Annotated in this window: 17 protein-coding genes; 2 read left to right on the forward strand and 15 right to left on the reverse strand. The window is 34.5% G+C overall.

Translation table 11 applies throughout. The features are described 5' to 3' along the window. Positions 1–218: 218 nt before the first annotated feature. Together KA878_RS05440 and KA878_RS05445 are read left to right on the forward strand one after the other, a co-directional pair. The gene (locus KA878_RS05440) at positions 219–2,813 is read left to right on the forward strand and encodes a YfhO family protein (protein ID WP_193839425.1); all 2,595 of its coding nucleotides are present in this window, start codon (positions 219–221) and stop codon (positions 2,811–2,813) included. A 1-nt stretch (position 2,814) separates the two neighbouring features. Next, on the forward strand, positions 2,815–5,424 hold the full coding sequence (locus tag KA878_RS05445; RefSeq protein WP_193839426.1) for a YfhO family protein: 2,610 nt from the start codon (positions 2,815–2,817) through the stop codon (positions 5,422–5,424). A gap of 160 nt (positions 5,425–5,584) precedes the next feature. Here KA878_RS05445 and rplS read toward each other — a convergent pair whose 3' ends face one another. The 15 genes from rplS to recG all read right to left on the reverse strand — a co-directional run bounded on the left by rplS (position 5,585) and on the right by recG (position 21,328). Beyond that, the gene (rplS, locus tag KA878_RS05450; protein WP_002448843.1) at positions 5,585–5,935 is read right to left on the reverse strand and encodes a 50S ribosomal protein L19; all 351 of its coding nucleotides are present in this window, start codon (positions 5,933–5,935) and stop codon (positions 5,585–5,587) included. Between the two features lie 104 nt (positions 5,936–6,039). Next, positions 6,040–6,777 carry a tRNA (guanosine(37)-N1)-methyltransferase TrmD gene (gene trmD / locus KA878_RS05455; RefSeq protein ID WP_107630040.1) on the reverse strand — a complete coding sequence of 246 codons (738 nt, stop codon included), beginning with the start codon at positions 6,775–6,777 and terminating at the stop codon, positions 6,040–6,042. Next, positions 6,777–7,280 carry a ribosome maturation factor RimM gene (gene rimM, locus KA878_RS05460; RefSeq protein WP_070855509.1) on the reverse strand — a complete coding sequence of 168 codons (504 nt, stop codon included), beginning with the start codon at positions 7,278–7,280 and terminating at the stop codon, positions 6,777–6,779. Before rimM ends, trmD begins: the two co-directional genes overlap by 1 nt. 119 nt (positions 7,281–7,399) lie before the next feature. After that, positions 7,400–7,675, reverse strand: coding sequence for a 30S ribosomal protein S16 (gene rpsP / locus KA878_RS05465; protein ID WP_011275962.1), 276 nt, complete (start codon positions 7,673–7,675; stop codon positions 7,400–7,402). A 450-nt stretch (positions 7,676–8,125) separates the two neighbouring features. After that, positions 8,126–9,496: a signal recognition particle protein gene (gene ffh / locus KA878_RS05470; protein ID WP_070855507.1), complete on the reverse strand. Its 1,371-nt coding sequence runs from the start codon at positions 9,494–9,496 to the stop codon at positions 8,126–8,128. Positions 9,497–9,523: 27 nt separating this feature from the next. Beyond that, the gene (locus tag KA878_RS05475; protein WP_053029260.1) at positions 9,524–9,856 is read right to left on the reverse strand and encodes a putative DNA-binding protein; all 333 of its coding nucleotides are present in this window, start codon (positions 9,854–9,856) and stop codon (positions 9,524–9,526) included. Continuing rightward, positions 9,843–11,069, reverse strand: a complete 1,227-nt coding sequence (gene ftsY / locus KA878_RS05480) for a signal recognition particle-docking protein FtsY (protein WP_193839427.1) — start codon at positions 11,067–11,069, stop codon at positions 9,843–9,845. Before ftsY ends, KA878_RS05475 begins: the two co-directional genes overlap by 14 nt. After that, positions 11,066–14,635: a chromosome segregation protein SMC gene (smc, locus tag KA878_RS05485; protein WP_193839428.1), complete on the reverse strand. Its 3,570-nt coding sequence runs from the start codon at positions 14,633–14,635 to the stop codon at positions 11,066–11,068. Before smc ends, ftsY begins: the two co-directional genes overlap by 4 nt. A gap of 73 nt (positions 14,636–14,708) precedes the next feature. Next, positions 14,709–15,461 carry a ribonuclease III gene (gene rnc, locus KA878_RS05490; RefSeq protein ID WP_228480599.1) on the reverse strand — a complete coding sequence of 251 codons (753 nt, stop codon included), beginning with the start codon at positions 15,459–15,461 and terminating at the stop codon, positions 14,709–14,711. Between the two features lie 71 nt (positions 15,462–15,532). Beyond that, a complete protein-coding gene (locus KA878_RS05495; protein WP_001830184.1) occupies positions 15,533–15,766 on the reverse strand; it encodes an acyl carrier protein in 234 nt (77 codons plus the stop codon). Positions 15,767–15,943: 177 nt separating this feature from the next. Beyond that, positions 15,944–16,681 (reverse strand): 3-oxoacyl-[acyl-carrier-protein] reductase, encoded by a 738-nt coding sequence (fabG, locus tag KA878_RS05500; RefSeq protein WP_210142074.1) that lies wholly within the window; start codon positions 16,679–16,681, stop codon positions 15,944–15,946. Further along, positions 16,671–17,600, reverse strand: coding sequence for an ACP S-malonyltransferase (gene fabD / locus KA878_RS05505; protein WP_193839430.1), 930 nt, complete (start codon positions 17,598–17,600; stop codon positions 16,671–16,673). Before fabD ends, fabG begins: the two co-directional genes overlap by 11 nt. Further along, the gene (plsX, locus tag KA878_RS05510) at positions 17,593–18,579 is read right to left on the reverse strand and encodes a phosphate acyltransferase PlsX (RefSeq protein WP_193839431.1); all 987 of its coding nucleotides are present in this window, start codon (positions 18,577–18,579) and stop codon (positions 17,593–17,595) included. The genes fabD and plsX overlap by 8 nt, the downstream gene beginning before the upstream one ends. A 1-nt stretch (position 18,580) precedes the next feature. Then, positions 18,581–19,141, reverse strand: a complete 561-nt coding sequence (fapR, locus tag KA878_RS05515; RefSeq protein ID WP_075108534.1) for a transcription factor FapR — start codon at positions 19,139–19,141, stop codon at positions 18,581–18,583. Between the two features lie 135 nt (positions 19,142–19,276). Continuing rightward, on the reverse strand, positions 19,277–21,328 hold the full coding sequence (recG, locus tag KA878_RS05520; protein WP_193839432.1) for an ATP-dependent DNA helicase RecG: 2,052 nt from the start codon (positions 21,326–21,328) through the stop codon (positions 19,277–19,279). Positions 21,329–21,472: the final 144 nt, after the last annotated feature.

Below are 21,472 nucleotides of genomic sequence, written 5' to 3' on the forward strand. Positions count from 1 at the left end.
TCTTTATATTTTACTTTAACTTGTTGATTATAATTGAAATTATAAATAAGAGCCACTGTTTAATTGGTTCACCCTTTATTTTAGCATTCATCATTTAAAACGAGAAAGTGCAATAAAAGGAATCATGATAAAAAGCATAATTACTTTTATTCATATGAACTATCCCCTACAATTTAAATGTACTATTTTAATTTCAATCCGATTATTAGAGGTAAGTTATGAAGAAAATATTTATATATATAGGTATATTTTTTACTTTGTCACTCTTAGGACATAGCTATATTATTTACCGCTTCATTCATGACGGTATATTATTTACAGGGCCAAATGATGGTATTGAACAGATGGTACCGATTCAGATGTTTTTATTTGAAAAGTGGAGTCACGGTAACCTCTTTTATGCTTCTGATTTTGGATTAGGTGGAGACTTTTTCACTGATTTAAGTTATTACTTTTCAACGAACATACTATTTATTATCAATGTTCTATGTATCATACTATTAAAAACGATCATACATATAAACACACAAGGCTTACTATTTTGGATGGTAAATGCACTCGTTATCTCTATAATTAAAGCTGCAATTGCAATGTATTGTACCTATCTTTATAGCAAGTACTTATCACGTAATACGTGGATAAGTCTTATTATGGCGTTTTTATTTGTCATGTCGCCACTATATTATCGCTTTACAGTGTATTGGCCATTCTTTAGTGATGTCTTCATTTGGTTGCCGTTACTCCTGCTCTCGATTGAACGCGTGCTTCAAAAACAGAAATTGGGTCTTTTCATTGTTACAGTCACACTGATCATGATAAATAATTTCTATTTTGCATATTACCTTTGTCTAATAGGTGCAGGTTACATTCTTATTCGTATCATCTTTAGACATTCAAAAGATATTATTTCACGCGGTAAAGCGATAATATTATTTGTAATTAGTGCTATTTTAGGGTTAGGTAACAGTTTATTTATGTTTTTCCATGGTGTTCAAAGCTTCCTAAACAATCGTCGTGTCCCCTTCTCTGGAACGGTGGATACCTTTGAAAAGCTGAATATTAATACAAATATCTTCTTTGATAACTATTTAATTGTGTTACTCTTCTTAACAATTCAAGCGCTATTATGCTTTAAGCTTTATAAACATTACTACTATCGCTTATTCGCCATGTTAACACTAGTGTTTATCTTACTCAGCTTTGTGCCATTTATTGATCAGGTGTTTAATGGATTTTCCGCACCACAAAAACGCTGGCATTTTATACTTTCATTCAATTCAGCAATGTTAATTGGGTTATTCATGAAATATTTTAGAACATTAAAAATTAAAACTTACGTATTTAGTAATATTATTGCTGAACTCATCATTTTTGCCAGTGCGATTACGTATCATAAATTTGTAGCTTGGCTTATCCTTGTACCAATCGTTTCAATTATAGGTTTACTTATTTTAATTTTAAAAGACAGATATTACCGTATTAATTTAAGTTATATTTTTGGAATATCCATTCTCTTACTCAACATAATGGTTTCTTTCGTCTTTATTAAAAATCAAATTTATTTTAAAGATCATGAAGAACGTGCGAATACGTTTTATATTAACTCAAGTTTATATAGTTCAGATTTACAACGTTCTTTAGTCAATATAATGAATAACAGTAAAAGGGAAGATGAACGTATTGATTGGCGTGTAAATGAACAGGATAATACACCGATGTATCAACACTTTAAGGGATTGAGTTTGTATTCTAGCATCTTCCATCATAATATTCTAGATTACTATTACGATGCCCTTAAAATCAATCTTGCCGAAGAATCGTTAAGTCGCTATCAATCAACAAATGGTCGACAAAATATCGCAAGCCTTTTCTCCGTACGCTATATGATGTTGAAAGATTACCAAGGCAATTTGCCTGCTTATTTTAAAAAAATTAAAACAAGTGGACAATACACTATATATGAAAATTCACTTAACTTACCAAGCGTAAAAGTAACAAATAACATCTATCATTCTAAATCTTTAAACACAGCTATCGATCGAGAACATGCAATGTTGAACGGTGTCGTAATGGATAATAAAGGTACGTCTTATAAATCATCGTCGCCGAATTTATTATCGAAAGTCGATATCCAACATCAGAATATTAAACTTAATGGTAAACATCGCTATAAAGTTACCGGTGAACAAGGTGGCACAATAAAACTACATTTACCGAAACATTTACGTGATAAATACGATGACTTTTATTTAACTATGAAGATTAAGCGAGGCAATCCTGATAGTAATTACACAGTTGCGATTAATAATTATGCTAATCATCGCTTGTTTAACAACTCTACTTATCGTACAGGGGTAGATACGCAACTTTATCGAGCACAACCAGATAAAAATGGTGATATTACGATAACCCTTTCACCTGATGGCGAATTTTATATCGATTTACAACAATTAAATGGTGAGAATTATGATACGCTTAAAAAGGCACATCGGGATGCTCATTTTAGTGCTGGTTATAAGGATATTAAAAATGGTGTTCAAGTCAATCTTAATCATCATGATGGTGGTATTGCTGCCATTAATATTCCTTACCGTAAAGGTATGCATGCGTACGTAGATGGTGCACCTGCCAAAGTTCAGAAAGTTAATTATATGATGACTGGTGTTTCAGTCAATAAAAATGCTAAGCAGATTGTCATCAAATATCAACCACCTTACTGGAATACTATGATTATCACATCACTCATAAGCATGCTTTTAAGTGCTATATTTATTAAAAATGGTAATTTAAAAAAACGAAAGATGAGGAAGTAAATTGATTAAAAAAATATGGTCGAAACCCTTATGGACATTTGGTTTTATTTTTATCATAGCTAATATCGTAACACTAACGATTTATTATCCGTTTATACGCGATTATCTTAAAGATGGTGTAGTGTTTAGTGGATCTGGCGATGGCTTTAGACAAATGATGCCATTTCAATTATATTTATATGAACATTACACACACTTAAAAGGATTTTACGATCACTCATTTGGACTGGGTGGGGATTATGTAAAAGGTTTAGCTTACTATTATTCCTTATCCCCCATCATGTGGGTTAATTTTATTTTTGTATGGATTGGCGAGCAATTATTTCATTGGCAACCGCACAATATCCGCTTTTGGCCAACAAACCAACTCATTGTAGCTTATGTCCGTACGATAATCACTTTTATTTGTGCATTTTATTATTTTAGATATTTAAGATTAAAATCTGTACCTCTATTAATAGCAACACTACTATATGGTGCATCAACAGTCGTATTATATTACAATTTCACATGGTCATTTTATGGCGACCTATTAATTGTATTACCATTATCTTTATGGGGAATGGAACGCTTTTTCCAACGTAAGAAGATTGGTTTGTTTATTTTTGCAGTAGCGATTACACTCTTTTCAAATTTCTATTTTACTTATTATCAAGCCATTGTGTTAGGTATTTATTTCATTTTGCGAGTTGTGTTTCAATATCGCTATGATATCGTATCACGCTGGCAAAAATGTTACTTATTAATTATTGGTGCTATGTTTGCGCTTTTATCAAGTATATTAGGATTTTACACTGGTGTATCATCATTCTTAAATAATGATCGTCAACAAAATTCAGAATTTAATATTTCTTTGTTTACTGATTTAACCAAAAATAATTATTACATATTTTCAAATGGTTTCTATGTCACAATTTCACTTGTCGCACTCGTGGCATTGTTAACGCCAAAATTATACAAACACTACTACTATAAAGTTTTTGCGATTATAACTTGGTTCTTACTTATTGGTTCATTATCACAATACTTTGATAGTGCTTTTAACGGTTTCTCTTTACCGCAACGTCGCTGGGTTTATTTCTTAGTGTTATCTACAAGTGGACTTATTGCGTTATATATTCATCATTTATCTGAAATAACAATGAAACGATATTTATTTGCTGCTATACCTGTATTTATTGCAGGATTGTGCCGATACATCATTGCCGATGATTTTGTGGATTGGATGCCTATAGCATTATTTATCATCATTGTATTAGGTTTAATCATTTATCGTAAATCTCTACTTAAGCAACCAATAATCATGTTATCGTTGATTGTGCTCTTTTTCGGTCAGCAAATTGTAATGACACATGATTCAAGACAAAGAACAATAGATCCATATGCAACGACAATCCATACTTTAAATGATCCATCATACTTTGATGACACAATTGCCAAAAAAATCGATACGATCACACAGCATCAAAATGACCCATTTCATCGTATCGATTATATGTCAGCATACGCACTAAATTCACCATTTATTTATCACTATAATGGTATATCGCTATATTCTAGCATTTTTGATGGCGATATATTGAAATATTATGATAAATTAATGCAAATCAATATGCCTGTGGATAAAAATAGCACGTATCGCTTTTTGGGAAATCGAGCGAACTTAGCTGCGCTATGGAATGTTCAAGATCGTTTACGTCATCCTGAAGATCAAAATATGCCCTACGGATTTAAAAAGAAAGATACCATTTTGAATGGTAAAGATACACTCATCCACTCCGAAAATACGATTGACTACCCAGCAGCTCATGTGACGAATCGAATTTATAATTCTAATGATTTAAAGTCACCATTAGATCGTGAACAAGCAATGTTAAAAGGCATCGTGTTAAATGGTCAGCCAGAGAAAGCGAATACTTCATTTAAATCAAATCAAAACTTGTTAGACAAAGCGAACATGTCGACAAATGATTCAACATGGCACAATCACAACCATCTTACTGTGCATAAGGATAATGGAGGTGTTACGTTATCTTTACCTAAATCAGTCGCTAATCAATATAAAGATATGTATGTGGAAATGGATGTCGAATTGCTGTCGCCTGACAAAGCGCATTCAGTCGGTGTAAACGAATATTCACAAAGCCGAAATAAACTAAGTTATAAATATCGACGTTTTGTCACTCCTGTTACAATGCGCGTAAAAGCATCTAATAAACTTAATATTCAACTATCTAAAGGTCATTATCGTTTATCTGTTAAAGGCATCTATGGTGAAGATTACAGTACTTTACAAAAAGCATCTAAAGACGTTACACCTGTGAAGGTTAAAAGCATGAGAAATGGTTATATTGTTCATAAACCCAAAAATGCATCAGGCTATGTTGTCCTACCAACTGTATATGTAAAAGGCATGCATGCACACGTAGATGGTAAAGATGTACCCGTACAACAAGTCAATGGTATTATGACGGCAATACCGGTAAATAAAGGCGATAAGGTGATTAAAGTCTCTTATACCCCGCCGCATTTTTATCTACTTACCATTTTAAGTATCATCGGCGTTATAGGTAGCGTACTATTTAGCTTATGGGTAAAAAGAAAACAATAAACTGAAATAAACAACTACGTCTAAGGTCAGACTTCAAAATTTTAAATACAATAAATAAAAGCTTCCAATCTCAACTTGAAAAAGAAGATGATTGGAAGCTTTGTTAGTAAGACAAACGTTGTAACTAACCTTTATCTTATTCATATACTCAATTTGCTGATTAACGAATTTCTTGGATTCTAGCAGCTTTACCACGTAAACTACGTAAGTAGTATAATTTAGCACGACGTACTTTACCACGACGTTTAACTTCGATTTTTTCGATTTTTGGAGTGTGTAATGGGAATGTACGTTCCACACCTACACCTGAAGAAATTTTACGAACTGTGAAAGTTTCAGAAATTCCTCCACCACGGCGTTTGATTACAACACCTTCGAAAACTTGGATACGTTCACGTGAACCCTCAACGATACGTACGTGTACACGTAAAGTGTCACCAGTACGGAATGTTGGTAAGTCTGTACGTAATTGTGATTTAGTAACTGCTTCGATTAACTTATGATTACTCATTGATATACTCTCCTTCAACCTATGTTCTTGCCTAGACATTCATATAGCAGCGGACCATAGTGATATTTAGTGTCTTTTCACACTTGATATATATTAGCATAATACTACTTGTTTTTCAATTGCTTTTTATAGCTTTCTATTATTTTTTTATCTTCTTCTGTTAGAGGATAATGATCAAGTAAGTCCGGTCGCTTATTAAACGTCCGAATTAATTTTTGTTCATGTCGCCATTGTTCGATATTTGCATGATTACCTGACAACAATACATCTGGAACAGTCATATCCTCAAATACTCTAGGACGTGTATATTGTGGAAACTCTAGAAGTCCATCTGAAAAAGAATCATCTTGATGTGACTGTTGATTACCTAATACGCCAGGAATTAATCGTACAATTGCATCTGTCATCGTCATGGCAGGCAATTCGCCTCCAGTTAACACATAATCTCCCATTGAAATTTCATCTGTCACAAGATGTTCTCTGATACGTTCATCATAACCTTCATAATGTCCGCAAATAAATACAATATGTTCTGCTTCACTTAGCTCTTGTGCAATACTTTGAGAGAATGGTCTACCTTGAGGGCACATTAAAATCACACGCGTCTGTTCAGTACGTTGCAAGTCTTTCATAGCATTGAAAACCGGCTCTGGTTTTAATACCATACCTTGCCCGCCACCAAATGGATAATCATCTACTTGATTATGTTTATTGATAGCGTAATCTCTGAAATTAATTGTATTTACACTAATAATTTCTTTATCTTGCGCTCGTTTTAAAATGGAGTGATTGAGTACGCCATCAAACATCTCTGGAAATAAAGTTAAATAGTCAATTTTCATTAGTCTAACAACCCTTCCATAGGTGTTATGTGGATGGTTTTATTTTCAATGTCAATGGCCTTAACAACATCAGCTATATAAGGAATTAGGTATTCTTTATCACCTTTAACGACCCAAACATCATTTGCGCCAGTTTCAAAAATATTGATGACTCGCCCAATAGGTGTCTCTTCATCATCAAACACGGTGCATCCTATAATATCTGAATAGTAAAACTCATTCTCTGCTAATTCAATATCTTCGTGATCGCGTTCTTGATATAAGAAGTCACCTTTATACTGTTCAACTTCATTAATGTTATTAATGTCTTTAAATTTAAGCATATGGAAACCTTTGTGTACACGATACGATGTGACCGTTAATTGAATTTCATTGTTATTATGTTTTACTGTTAATACTTCACCAGGTTGAAAACGCGTTTCTGTAAAGTCAGAATTCGATTTGACTTTGACTTCACCTTTAATACCGTGAGTGTTTACAATTTGACCCACTTCAACTTGCATAGTCGCACCTCTCTTAATACATTAATTTATTTCTTTCATATTAACATGAATATTTCAGTATTGAAAAAGGCGCCACGAAATGGCGCCTTAAGAAACTTTGTATTAAAGTTTAAGCTAAATTATTTAGCGTGTTTTTGTTCATCAAAAGTTTTTAAAATACCTTGTTTAGATAAGATATTATGAACTGTATCAGTTGGTTTAGCACCGTCTTTCAACCATTTTAATGCTAATTCTTCGTCAATTTTAACTTCTGGAGCATTAACACTAGCTGGGTTGTAAGTACCGATTTGTTCGATAATACGACCATCACGTGGTGAACGTGCGTCTGCAACTACGATACGATAGAATGGATTTCTTTTTGAACCTAAACGAGTTAAACGAATTTTAACTGCCATATATAAAACTCTCCTTTAAATCTTTTACTTTTTATTTTCTACAAGAAATAATATTAACAGTAACTTGATTATTTGTAAAGACTTTTTTCTTTACCTAAAGCCCCACTTCTAAATTTATTTAGTTAGTGGGACTTACGCACTAGCTTTAGCTAGGGTGTTCCTTTATCTAGGTTTATGAAATAAACCGTAGATTTGGTTATGGGAGTCAGATAGAATTTTAAATTCGTCCACCCCAGCTTGCTTAGCTTGTAGAATTTCTTAACGAAATTCTCTGTGCTGGGGCCCGCCCCCCCTCGCACAGTTGATTAGGTGCTTGAAATATTTTATTTCAAGTCCAATCAACCACTGCGTTAGAGCTTTAGCTCAGGCGAACCTTTAGCTGGGTTTATGAAATAAATCGACATAAAAATATCGAGCGCTTATCAAAAAGCGTCCGATATTTTTGAATCACTAAAATGGTAAGTTCATGCCTTTTAACATATTTTCCATTTGACTTCGTTTACCTTTTTTACCTTTACGACCAACACCACTAAATTGTTTCATCATTTTCTTCATATCATTAAATTGTTTCATTAAGCGATTCACTTCTTGTAATGAACGACCTGAACCTTTAGCAATACGTTTTTTTCTAGAAACATTTAAGACTGCTGGATTTTCTCTTTCACTTGGTGTCATAGACTGGATAATCGCCTTAATATGGTCAATTTGTTTTTCATCCATATTAAGCTTATCCATGCCTTTCATTTTGTTCATTCCAGGAATCATTTTCATAATATCATCAAGTGGGCCAAGGTTTTTAACTTGATCCAATTGTTCAAGAAAATCATCCAATGTAAATGTTGAATTACGCATTTTTTGTTCTAAGTCTTTAGCTTTTTCTTGGTCAACATCTTGTTGTGCCTTTTCGATAAGACTTAGTACATCGCCCATACCAAGTATACGAGAAGCCATTCGCTCTGGGTGGAAGAGTTCAAGTCCATCCATCTTCTCACTCATACCAACAAACTTAATTGGCTTTTGTGTTACTGAACGAATTGATAACGCTGCACCACCACGCGTATCGCCATCTAATTTAGTCAATGTAACGCCAGTCACATCTAATTGATCATCGAATGATTGTGCAACATTAACTGCGTCTTGACCAGTCATTGCATCCACAACCAACATAATTTCATTTGGTTTAGAAATTTCTTTAACTTCTTGTAATTCATTCATCAATGCTTCATCAATATGCAAACGACCTGCTGTATCAATGATTACAAAATCTAAATGTTCTTCTTTAGCATGCTTTAATGCGTTTTCCACGATTTGTTGTGGTTTGACTTGATCACCTTCACTATATACAGGCACATCAAGTTGTTTACCTACAGTTTGTAATTGATTAATTGCAGCTGGGCGATAAATATCTGCAGCTACTAACATAGGTTTTTTATTGTATTTCTTACGCATTAATAATGCTAATTTACCGGCAGTAGTCGTTTTACCTGCACCTTGTAAACCAACCATCATCACAACAGTTGGTGGCTTGTTCGCCATTTTAATCGTTGCGTTTTCGCCACCCATTAATTGTGTTAATTCGTCTTGTACAATTTTAATGACTTGTTGACCAGGTGTTAATGATTGCATTACATCTGATCCTAAGGCACGTTCTGACACAGTTTTCACAAATTCTTTAACTACTTTAAAGTTTACATCGGCTTCTAATAATGCTAATCGTACTTCTCTCATCATAGCTTTAATATCAGCTTCTGTGACTTTACCCTTACCACGCATTCTTTGCATCGTAGCTTGTAAGCGATCGGATAATCCTTCAAATGCCATACCAAATGCCCTCCTTTATATATCTGTTTATTCTAATTCTTCTAATTGATTAATATATTGTTCTAACGCTGTAGCATCATTTAAAGATTGTTTCATTGCTTCATAAATGTTACGACGTTGTTCGAATTTTTCATATAAATTCAACTTAGATTCATAATCTTCAACTAAATCGCCAGTTCTTCTTATATTATCATAAACTGCTTGTCTACTCACATCAAATGTCTCTGCAATTTCACTTAATGAATAGTCTTTTAAATAGAATAACTCTAAATAATTTCTTTGCTTATCAGTTAATAACGTTTGATAGAAATCAAACAAATAATTCATTCGTAATGTTTTAACTAAATCATTTTTCCCCATGTGGATGATCCTCGTTATTAAAATCTAATTCAGCAACTTCATCTGGAATATCTTCATTTTGTTCTATCATATCTGCAAATAATCCATAAACGTAGCTTTCTGGGTTAAATGGTTGCAAGTCGTCAAGTTTTTCACCTAAGCCTACATATTTAACTGGGATATGAAGTTCATTTCTAATTGCAAGCACAATACCACCTTTAGCCGTACCATCCAATTTAGTTAATACGATACCTGATACGTTTGTAACTTCTTTAAATGAACGTGCTTGAGATAGGGCGTTTTGGCCTGTTGTTGCATCTAAACACAATAAAGCTTCATGAGGTGCATCTGGTACAGCTCTGCTAATAACACGCTTCATTTTATCTAGTTCTTGCATTAAGTTTGATTTATTTTGTAAACGTCCTGCAGTATCACAAATTAAAATATCGACGCCTTTATTTTTAGCCGCATTGATTGCATCATAAACAACTGCTGCAGGGTCAGACCCCTCACTTTGGCGTATAACTTCAACACCTACTCGGTCACCCCACACTTGTAATTGATCAATAGCACCAGCTCTGAATGTATCTCCAGCTGCAAGCATTACTTTTTTGCCTTCCATTTTATATCTATGTGCAAGTTTACCGATAGTAGTTGTTTTACCTACGCCGTTTACACCAACCATTAAAATGACGTTTAATCGGCCATCTTCAAGATTCATAGCTTCAGATTGATCGTCTTCTTGATGGTATATTTCAACAATCTTTTCGACAATGACTTCACGTAAATCTTCCGTTTCCTTAATATTACGACGTTGTGCCTCCGTACGTAATTCTTCTGTTAATTGCATCACTGTGTTGAAACCAACGTCGGCAGTAATTAACATTTCTTCAAGTGCTTCGAAGAAATCTTCATCAACCGTTCTATAACGTGCGATTAAATTATTAAGTTGTTCTTGGAAGTTCTGACGTGATTTTTCAAGACCTGCTTTAAACTTAGCACCCATTTTTTGTGCTTCAATTTCTTCAAAATCTTCAATCGAGATTAAACCATCATCATCAAAATCTGCTTCACTTAACTTACGTGGTTTCTTCTTAGGTGCCGGTTGTGATATTTCTTCATTATCATCACGTGATGTGCTACTCTGCTCACTTTCATCTTGTGATACTTCTTGTTCTATATCTTCCGTTGATTTCGTAGAAAATTTATCTTTTAAACGTTTAAAGAAACTCATGCTTGTTCCTCCTTCATGACCTCATCAATAGTATTTAAGTTAACACTTACTAATTTTGAAACCCCTGATTCTTGCATTGTCACACCATACAAACGATCTGAATATTCCATTGTCCCTTTTCGATGCGTAATCACAATAAATTGTGTTTGCATTGATAACTCTTTTAGAAATTGTGCGTATCGAATGACATTTGCTTCATCAAGTGCCGCTTCTACTTCATCTAGTATAACAAATGGTGCAGATCGTACTTTCAAGATAGCAAATAGCAATGCGATTGCACTTAAGGCACGTTCACCACCACTTAACAACGACAAGTGTTGTAATTTTTTGCCTGGCGGTTGAACAATAATATCGACACCAGCTGATAAATAGTCATCATCTGTTAATTCTAATTTAGCATGTCCTCCACCAAATAACGACTGAAATACTGTCGTAAAATGAGATTGAACCTGTAAAAATGTCTCTTTAAAACGACCCTTTACTTCTTGATCCATCTCATTAATAATTTGCTCAAGTGTCTGTTTCGCTTCACGCAAGTCTGTGCGTTGTTCATCTAAGAAAGTATAGCGCTCATTTAACTCTTCAAATTGTTCAATCGCATTAATATTAACAGGGCCTAATTCATCGATTGACATTTTAGTTAATTTAACTTTCTTTCTTAGCGACTCAATTGGTGTTTCCGAGAAGAATTCATCTCTGGCACGTTCGACTGTTAATTGATATTCATCATTTAAATGATCAATGGCATGATGAATTAATACATCTAATTTTGATTGTTGCGCTTTGATATCCTGATAGAAACTTTCTATTGATAATAAATCTTGATGGCATTCTTGTAACTGTGCTTCATGTATTTCCACATCTTCATTGACATCTACACGTTGCTTTTTCAAATCTTTTAATTGATTAGTAATCGATTGTCGTGAATTTTCCTTAGATTTAATCTCTTGTTGTAATTTATCAAATGCTTGTTCACCCATCATTTCGTCAGAATTAAAGAGTTTAATCTTGTCTTCAACGTTCGTTAACTGTTGATTAATCGTTGCAATCCGTTTATCTGTACGGGTTAATGCCCCTTTTTGCGCATGTATTCGTTCTTTAATAACTGCTAAATCAGAGCGTTTTTGGTTTAATTGCTGTTGTACTTGCGTAGTCGTCTCTTTACCTTCCTTAGATAATTGTGTATAACGTTCAATGTCCGTTTCAAGTTGTTTTAACTTACCTTGAATAATAGATAAACGTGCTTGCTTTTCATTTAAAGTTACACGACTATTTTCACTTTGGTAACCGTCATTCTTTTCAAACTCAAATTCTTCATGCTCATCTTTAATATGTGCTTCTTGTGTTTTAAGACGGTCTAATGCTAACGCTTCGTTATGTGATTGTTCTTTCACTTCATTATATTGTTGACTCAAATTAAAATACGTTTCACTTAACTGCTCGACGTCATCTTTTTGATTTTGCAATTGTTTTTCAAAATCTTTAGTTTGCGATTCATAATTTTTTAATTGGTCACGCATTGTAGTGAGTTCATCTTTTTGTGATAAAATGCTCTTCGTCTTACGCGCACCACCACCAGTCATAGAACCTCCAGGATTGACAATATCGCCTTCTAAAGTAACGATACGTGCTTTATATTGAATCGCTCTCGCCAGTTCATTAGCATGCTTTAGATTATCTACAATAATAGTCGTACCAATTAAATTTTCAACTACGGCTTGATATTGCGCATTCACTGTTATTGCATCAGAAGCAACATTAATATAACCAGCTGTACTTTCAGCAATTTGACGAATATGATGAGATAGCTGTCTTGATTTAATGACATTTAATGGCAAGAATGTTGCTCTACCAAGTCCTTTTTGCTTTAAGAATTGGATTGCTTGGCGACCATCTTTTTCGTTGTCAACGATGATATGTTGCAATGAAGCGCCTAATGCGGTCTCAATTGCCTGTGTCAATTCTGATGGTACAGAAATCACTTCTGCAACTGCACCATGAATACCTTGTAAGCTATCATTTTTAGCTTTTAACACATGCTTAACGCCATTAAAGAAGTACGTATAGTCTTCCTCTTGTGTTTCCAAACTTTCAATTCGAGCTCTCATTTTATCCGTATAACGATATGCTTGATACAATTTATCTTCGTATTCAGTTTGAATTTGTTTCGCTTTTGATAATTGTTGCTCAATACGACTTATTTGGTCTTCTAAATTGCTCAATTGTTTAACTGTAGCTTGATGATGTTGTTCTGTAGAAGCAATTTCGCTTTGTAACGCCTTGAGTTGATTAAATGCTTCAACTAAACGTGAATCTAAGCGTGATTTCTTAGCTTCATTTTCTTTAATGGTATGCTCTAAGAAACGAATGTCATTATTGACATCTGATTGTTCAGACATTAATTCATAGTATTCATTTTTAATAGATTCGAGCTTTTCATCATGTTGTTCATCAGAAACGTAAAGTTGTGATTCTAGTTCATGAATATCATTATTTAACGTTTTCTGCTTTTCTTTTAACGTCTCAATTTGTTGCGTAATCTCATTTTTTTCATCTTGAGCGTTCTTTAATTCGTGATTTAAATTATCTAATTCTTCTTCAAAGCGCGCATTCGTTTCTGATTGATTACGTTTTCTTTCTTCTAAGACATTTAATTGACCTGTAAACTTCTCATATGCTTCTGTAGCTTTAATCAAATCATAATTCAATTGTTCAATGTCATTATCAATATGTTGACGTTGAGACTTTTGTTTTTGAATATATTGATTTATTTGTGCTTGTTTCGCCTCTTTATCTGCTTGTTGGCTTTTTAGGTCATTAAGTTTGACGTCTAATTCACGATTATCTTCCGAATACTGATCGATATCATGTACAGTAACAATGACATCGCTTTGTTTCATTTCTTCAGAGAGTTTCAAATATTCTTTTGCGCTGGACGCTTCTGCTTTTAATGGTTCTACGCGCCCTTCCAAGTCATATAAGATATCTTCAACTCGTGTAAGATTGTCTTCTGTTTGGTCTAATTTTTGTAGTGATTCAGCTTTTCGTTTTTTGTATTTTAATACACCAGCAGATTCTTCAAGAATTTGACGTCGATCAATCGGTTTGGCATTTAAAATTTCATCAACTCTACCTTGAGATATAATGCTAAATGCTTCTTTTCCCAAACCAGAATCCAAAAACAATTCAGTAATATCTCTTAAGCGTGCTTTATCATTATTAAGATAATATTCACTCTCACCACTGCGGTACAAGCGACGCGTTACAACAATATCATCTGAATCAACTTGTAATTTTCTGGCTTTATTATCAAGTTTCAATTGTACTTCTGCATAATTCTGAGCATTTCGATGTTCAGCTCCTGAAAAGATAATATCTTCCATTTTAGAGCCACGTAATGATTTTGCGGACTGTTCACCTAATACCCATTTGATAGCATCGGTAATGTTACTCTTGCCGCTACCATTAGGCCCAACTATTGCTGTCACACCTTTATCAAATTGAACATCTGTGTGATCTGCAAATGATTTAAAACCTATGGCATCAATTGATTTTAAATACACCATACTATTCTCCTTGCTAATCATTCCACTCATTCTAGTTGAGAGGAGGACAATATTTTAAAGATGATTGGTCATCTTAAACACTGCTATTATTCTTAAGTTCTGAGTAAGCACGCTCTGCTGCTTTTTGTTCAGATTCTTTTTTAGTTTTACCTTGACCTGTTGCAACTGCATGATTTTCCAAAATAACTTCCGATGTAAATAAACGGTGATGCGCTGGGCCTTCTTCCTTAATTAATCGATAAGTTACATCTCCACGATTTTGACTGTGAACATACTCTTGAAATTGTGTTTTAAAGTCGACAACACCAACTAATTCATCATCCTCTACATATGGGAAAATGACTTTCTCAGCAAATTGCCATACGACATCTAATCCTTGATCGAGATATAAAGCCCCAACAAAGGCTTCAAATGCGTCAGACACAAGTGAAGGGCGCGTTCTTCCACCCGTTTTTTCTTCACCTTTACCTAATAGGATGAGTTGATTTAGCTCGATTTTATTAGCAAATATTACAAGTGAGGGCTCACATACAATTGTTGCACGCATTTTTGTTAAGTTACCTTCAGGAAGATCAGGATGTTTATCAAAAAGGTAGCGTGATACCGTCAATTCTAATACCGCATCGCCTAAAAATTCGAGTCGCTCATTATGCGCTAAACGATCCATATTAAAGTCATTGATAAAACTTGAATGAGAAAATGCTTGTTGATATAACTCGATATTTGAATATGTAAATCCTAATTCATTCATTTTCTTCGCAAACTGTTGTTGAAAATCATTAACCATTTCTATTTTTTTTGGATTAGTCACATTAGAACCTCCCATATATTTATGCTTTGTTTGATTCTTAAGAAAAAAATCTGAGCCATCTTGTAGACGACTCAGATGTAAGTTTTTTATTTTTCAAGACTATTGATGTATTTAACTGCATCACCAACAGTGTTGATTTTTTCAGCTTCTTCATCAGGAATTTCAGTACCAAATTCGTCTTCTAATTCCATCACTAATTCAGCGATATCAAGTGAGTCAGCGCCTAAATCATCTTTGAAAGATGCGTCTTCAGTTACTTTGTCAGCATCTACACCTAAACGGTCAACGATGATATCTTTTACTTTATCGAAGTTTTCCACGTCGATTCACCTCCTTTGAAAGTGTCTATCCATAGACTATTATATTTTCCCATTTTAATGGGTAAAATACAAGCATTTCTTAAATACTCATTATAAATAGTATTTTGTTTAACAAAGCGATTTCTCATCAAAGTGTTATCGAAATAAAACTTATTTCAACTAACCAACTTTAGATGATTACATGTACATACCACCATTAACATGAATGGTTTGGCCAGTAATGTATTTTGCTCTATCAGATGCTAAAAATGCAACTGTATTCGCTATATCTGTATCTTGACCAAATCGAGATAATGGAATTTGTTCTAACATTTGTGCTTTTAATTCATCACTAAGTGCATCTGTCATATCTGAAACGATAAATCCTGGTGCTACAGCATTTACAGTAATACCACGTGATGCAAGTTCACGTGCACTTGATTTAGTTAATCCTTCTATACCTGCTTTCGTAGCGACATAGTTTGCTTGACCTGGATTACCCATTGCACCAACAATACTTGATAAGTTAATAATTGCACCACCACGTTGACGAAGCATTTGTGGCGTCGCCTTTTGATTGCAATTGAAAGTGCCTTTTAAGTTTGTATTAATTACATCATCCCATTCATGCTCTTTCATACGCATTAACAAATTATCACGCGTGATACCAGCATTATTTACAAGTACATCTAATGAACCAAATTGACTAACGACTTCTTTAATCATCGCTTTAACTTCGTCGCCTTCAGCTACATTAGCTTGAATTGCAAAACTTTCAACGCCTTTTGCTTTAATTTCAGACACAACCGCTTCAGCCTTTTCTTTATTACCAGCATAGTTAACAGCTACATTGAAACCATCTTCAGCTAATTGTAAAGCGATACTACGACCTATACCTCTTGAAGCACCAGTTACTAATGCATTTTTATTCGTCATGATTATTCCAACCTTTCACATCTTCTAATGTTTGAATTGATGTTAATTTAACATCACGATTGATTTTCTTAATTAAACCGGATAACACTTTGCCTGGACCAATTTCTATAAAATGATCGACACCTTGCTCAATTAACCATTCTGCAGAATTAATAAATTCAACTGGTGAATATAACTGCTTAATCATATTTTGCTTAATAGTTGTTGCGTCCGTTTCACCTTGCGCATTCACATTTTGCACAATAGGGAATGCTGCATCATGCCACTCAAATTGATTTATATACGACTCGAAGTCTTTTTCAATCACTTGCATCATTGACGAATGGAATGGGCCAGAAACCGCTAAAGGTAAAACACGTTTAGCGCCTAATGATTTACCTTCTTCAACTAATTTATCAATGAGTGGTTTATGACCTGACACTACAATTTGTCCAGGACAGTTAATATTTGCAGGTTCAATCAGTTCTTCAGATGTTGATAAGTCTTTGCAAATTTTATCTACTTCTTCATAGCTTAACCCTAATACAGCCGCCATACTACCTACACCGTTTGGAAAGGCTTGAGCCATGAGTTGACCACGTTTACGAACAATCTTAACTGCATCCTCAAACTTTAATACGCCTGCAGCGACTAAACTAGAGTATTCACCTAGACTATGTCCCATCGTGTAGTCAGCATTAAGTTGATTTAAGGCACGATATAAGGCGATGCTATGTGTTAATAAAGCTGGTTGTGTATGTTCAGTTTCGCCTAATTTGTTGTCACTATCCGTAAACATCGTTTCTAATAAATCGAAGTCTACGGCTTCTTGTGCTATGTTTAGAATCTCTGTTGCTTTTGTGTCTTCATTATATAAATCGCTAGCCATACCTACTTTTTGTGCACCTTGACCTGGGAAAATAATTGCTACTTTACTCATCCTTTTCACCTACCGTCTCTCTCATAATTTCGACAATTTTCTCATCACCGGCAATTTTAGCTTGTCGGATTGCAGAATAAAACGCGCGCGTATTAGAACCACCATGTGCTTTAACAACTGTACCATCTAGACCTAATAATACCGAACCTCCGTATTCTGCATAATCCATTTTTTTAGTAAAGGTGTCTAAGTCCTTTTTTAACACTAATGCTGCAAGTTTGTTTTTTAAACTTCCTAAGAATATCTCTTTCAACATTTTACCAATTGATTTTGCAGTACCTTCGATATTTTTTAACACCATATTTCCAGTGTAGCCATCAGTTACAACAACGTCAGTGTTACCTTCCATTAATGTTTTAGCTTCAATGTTACCATCAAAATTGAAGCTTTGATCATCTTTTAGTAATTGATATGCTTTTTTAGTCAAAGCATTACCTTTAGCTGGTTCTGTACCGATGTTTAATAATGAGACCTTAGGATTTTGAATGCCTCGAATTTTTTTAGCGTAGATATTACCAAGTTGCGCGTACTGTAATAAATGTTCAGGTTTTGCATCAGCATTGGCACCAACATCTAAAAATACAAAACCTTTACCATCAATTGTTGGTAATGTTACTACAAGGGCTGGTCTGGCAACACCTTTAATACGTCCGACGATAAACAATCCAGCTGACATAAGCGCGCCTGTATTACCTGCAGAAACACATCCGTCCGCTTCGCCATTTTTCACTGCTTCAGCCATTCTGACCATTGAGCTATCTTTTTTACGTTTAATCGCTCTCACTGGTTCGTCTTCCATCTCTATTTTTTCAGAACAATGTCTAAATTCAATTCGTTCATGATTGAGTGTATATTGGTTTTTATCTCCAAATAAAATTATTTCTAAATCTTTAAAATCATTTACTGCTTTTTCAACAGCCTCTAACACGATACCAGGCGCGTCATCTCCGCCCATCATATCAATAGCAATCTTAACCATGTTATTCATCCTCGCTTATATAAAACATTTTAAACGTTCCTTTAAACACCAATGTATCTCTTACATATGAATTCACTTCAATAATATAATGCTGCGATGTTTTATTAACAACGCGTGCTTCAGCTCTTACAGTGTCATCCAGTTTTACTTTCTCGATAAAAGCGACATTACTTTCTTGTGTTAATACGGTTGATTTATGTATTAGAGCGACACAAAGCGAATTCGCTTGAGCAAATAAAACATGACCTCGTGCAATCTGTGTCTTTGCAAAGACTGATTCTTCAGTGATTTCAATGAGTGATTGTGCAGTTATGTCTGGTTCAACTTGAATTAAATCTCCAACCACTTCATTTGCTTCAAGCGCACGAATTTGTTCATAGTTCTGCTCAGCTACTAATTTAATACGCTTACGTAGTTCTGGAATATTTAGATTTGTTCTATCTAAACGTATCGTTTGAATACTTACTTCAAACTGTTCACATAATTCACTATCCGTAATAAAGGGGTTTTGCTCAATTGCTTTTTGAATCGCCTCACGACGTTCTGCTTTTTTTAATTTCATATATATCCCCCTTTAAATGCGAAATTAGTACCAAGTCTTAAACATTCCTCACATATCATAACACTTTCCGTTTAATAAGCTCAACAAATATCATAGTGCTATATTTTACTTTTTAAAAATAATTACCTTTAAACACTAATCAAAACTCATATGTAGTAAATTCTGATCAATAAAATCACGTAAATGTTGATATGCTTCTGTAAAGAATTCTCCCGATTGAATCAACTCTGCCGCTTCATTTCGAGCGACTTCAAGCATTCGATAATCTTCCACAATATTCGCTACCATGAAATCCGGTAAACCACTTTGTTTAACGCCGAAGAAATCTCCGGGTCCACGCATTTCTAAATCGCGTTCACTCAACTCAAAACCATCCGTTGTTTGCGTCATTATAGTCATTCGTTCTATTCCTGTTTCCGTCTTAGGTGACGCAATAAGTACGCAATAACTTTGATGTTCGCTTCGTCCAACACGACCTCTTAACTGATGTAAAGTAGATAGTCCAAATCGATCTGCATCATAAATCATCATAAACGTTGCGTTCGGTACATTAACACCAACTTCTACTACAGTTGTAGAGACAAGAATGTCTATATCATGTTGACTAAAACGCGTCATCACTTCATCTTTTTCTTCAGCAGACATTTTGCCATGTAATAAACCGACGCTCCCCTCTCCATAGTAGGCTTGAAGTGAGTCGTACAACTCAACTACATTTTGTACATCATCTAAATGTTCCGAACTTTCAATGAGCGGACAAATCACATAAGCTTGACGACCTTTTTTAAGTTCAGCTGTCATTTGAGACAGCACTTGTTCGTATTGCTCGTGTTTTGCCCAGTTCGTAATAATCGGTTTACGTCCTTTGGGTAACTGTTTAATAGATGAAACATCCATTTCACCAAATACTGAAATAGCTAGCGTTCTAGGAATCGGTGTTGCTGTCATGAAGAGGACGTTCGTCATCACTCCTTTTTCTCTTAACAGTTGACGTTGATTGACCCCAAAACGGTGTTGTTCATCGGTAATAACAAGTCCTACATTTTGAAATGCTACATCATCTTGTATAAGCGCATGTGTGCCTATTAGACAATCAATGGTGCCATTCTCTAATTGTTCTAAGAGGACTTTTCTTTTTTTACCTTTAACGGATCCAGTTAATAATGCGACGTTCATATAGTCTCCAAATAACTCAGCTAAACTATTTGCATGTTGCTCTGCTAGAATTTCAGTAGGAACCATTAGCGCAGATTGATATCCAGCTGTTTTTAACGCATACATACATATAGCTGCAACAACTGTCTTCCCTGAACCTACATCACCTTGCAATAGTCGATGCATGCGAATCGGTGCTTTCAAATCTCTAAAGATTTCGTTCACACTCTTTTTTTGCGCATCCGTTAACTCAAAAGGTAACGTTTCTATAAACGCTTTTACCTTTTGGATGTCGTAGTTGATTTCAATGGCTTCGTCCGATGTCTTCTCTAAACGATTCAACCATTGCATTCGTAATTCAAACATGAATAATTCGGTAAAGGCATACGTCCGTCTAGCACGTAATAAGTCATGGCGATCTTTAGGATGGTGCAGTGCATGTATGGTATCAGATAAAGATTCTAATTTATACTTCTGTCTTAATTCATCTGTCAACCATTCATGTATCGTAACATCATCTAACGTTTGATAAATCATATCTCGCATTTGCTTTTGTTTAATGCCCTCTTTGATACGATACACAGGTTCTAATTTAACTTCAGATGCATCTTGAGACTGTGCATTAAAGAACATACGATTTCCGTTAATTTCTTGTTTCGCACGATTCCATTTTCCTTTAACAGTTACCGTTCCATGAAGTTCAATTTTCTTTTTTAAGTAAGGTTGATTAAAGAAGACACATTTAACTGCGATATTGTCCACCATCAAATGGACTGTTAACTTCGATTTATTTCTACCGAAAAAGGCAACCGTCGGCATAGAATAAACTTCTCCAACAACTGTCACTGTAGATTGATCTTCAGCCATATTTAAGTCTACAACTGTATTATCTTCATAGCGACTCGGCAAATAAAGCATCAAGTCTTCTACCGTATTAATATTGAGTTCTTGCAATAAAGCAATTCGTTTTGGTCCTAGCCCTTTAATCTTTTGAAGCGGATATGGACTTTCTATTAAATTGACTTTAGACATAACTTCTCACCTAGTATTTATCATATTAATATTTATTTTATCATGATTAAGCAGAATAATTGATTGTTAAACCTTTGATATTTAAAAAGGCGGGAGTGGGACAGAATTCTTTTTGAATTCGTCGTCCCACCCCCAGCTTGATTT

The sequence above is a fragment of the Staphylococcus sp. GDY8P57P genome (genome assembly GCF_017892585.1).
In the GTDB taxonomy this organism is placed as follows: domain Bacteria; phylum Bacillota; class Bacilli; order Staphylococcales; family Staphylococcaceae; genus Staphylococcus; species Staphylococcus borealis.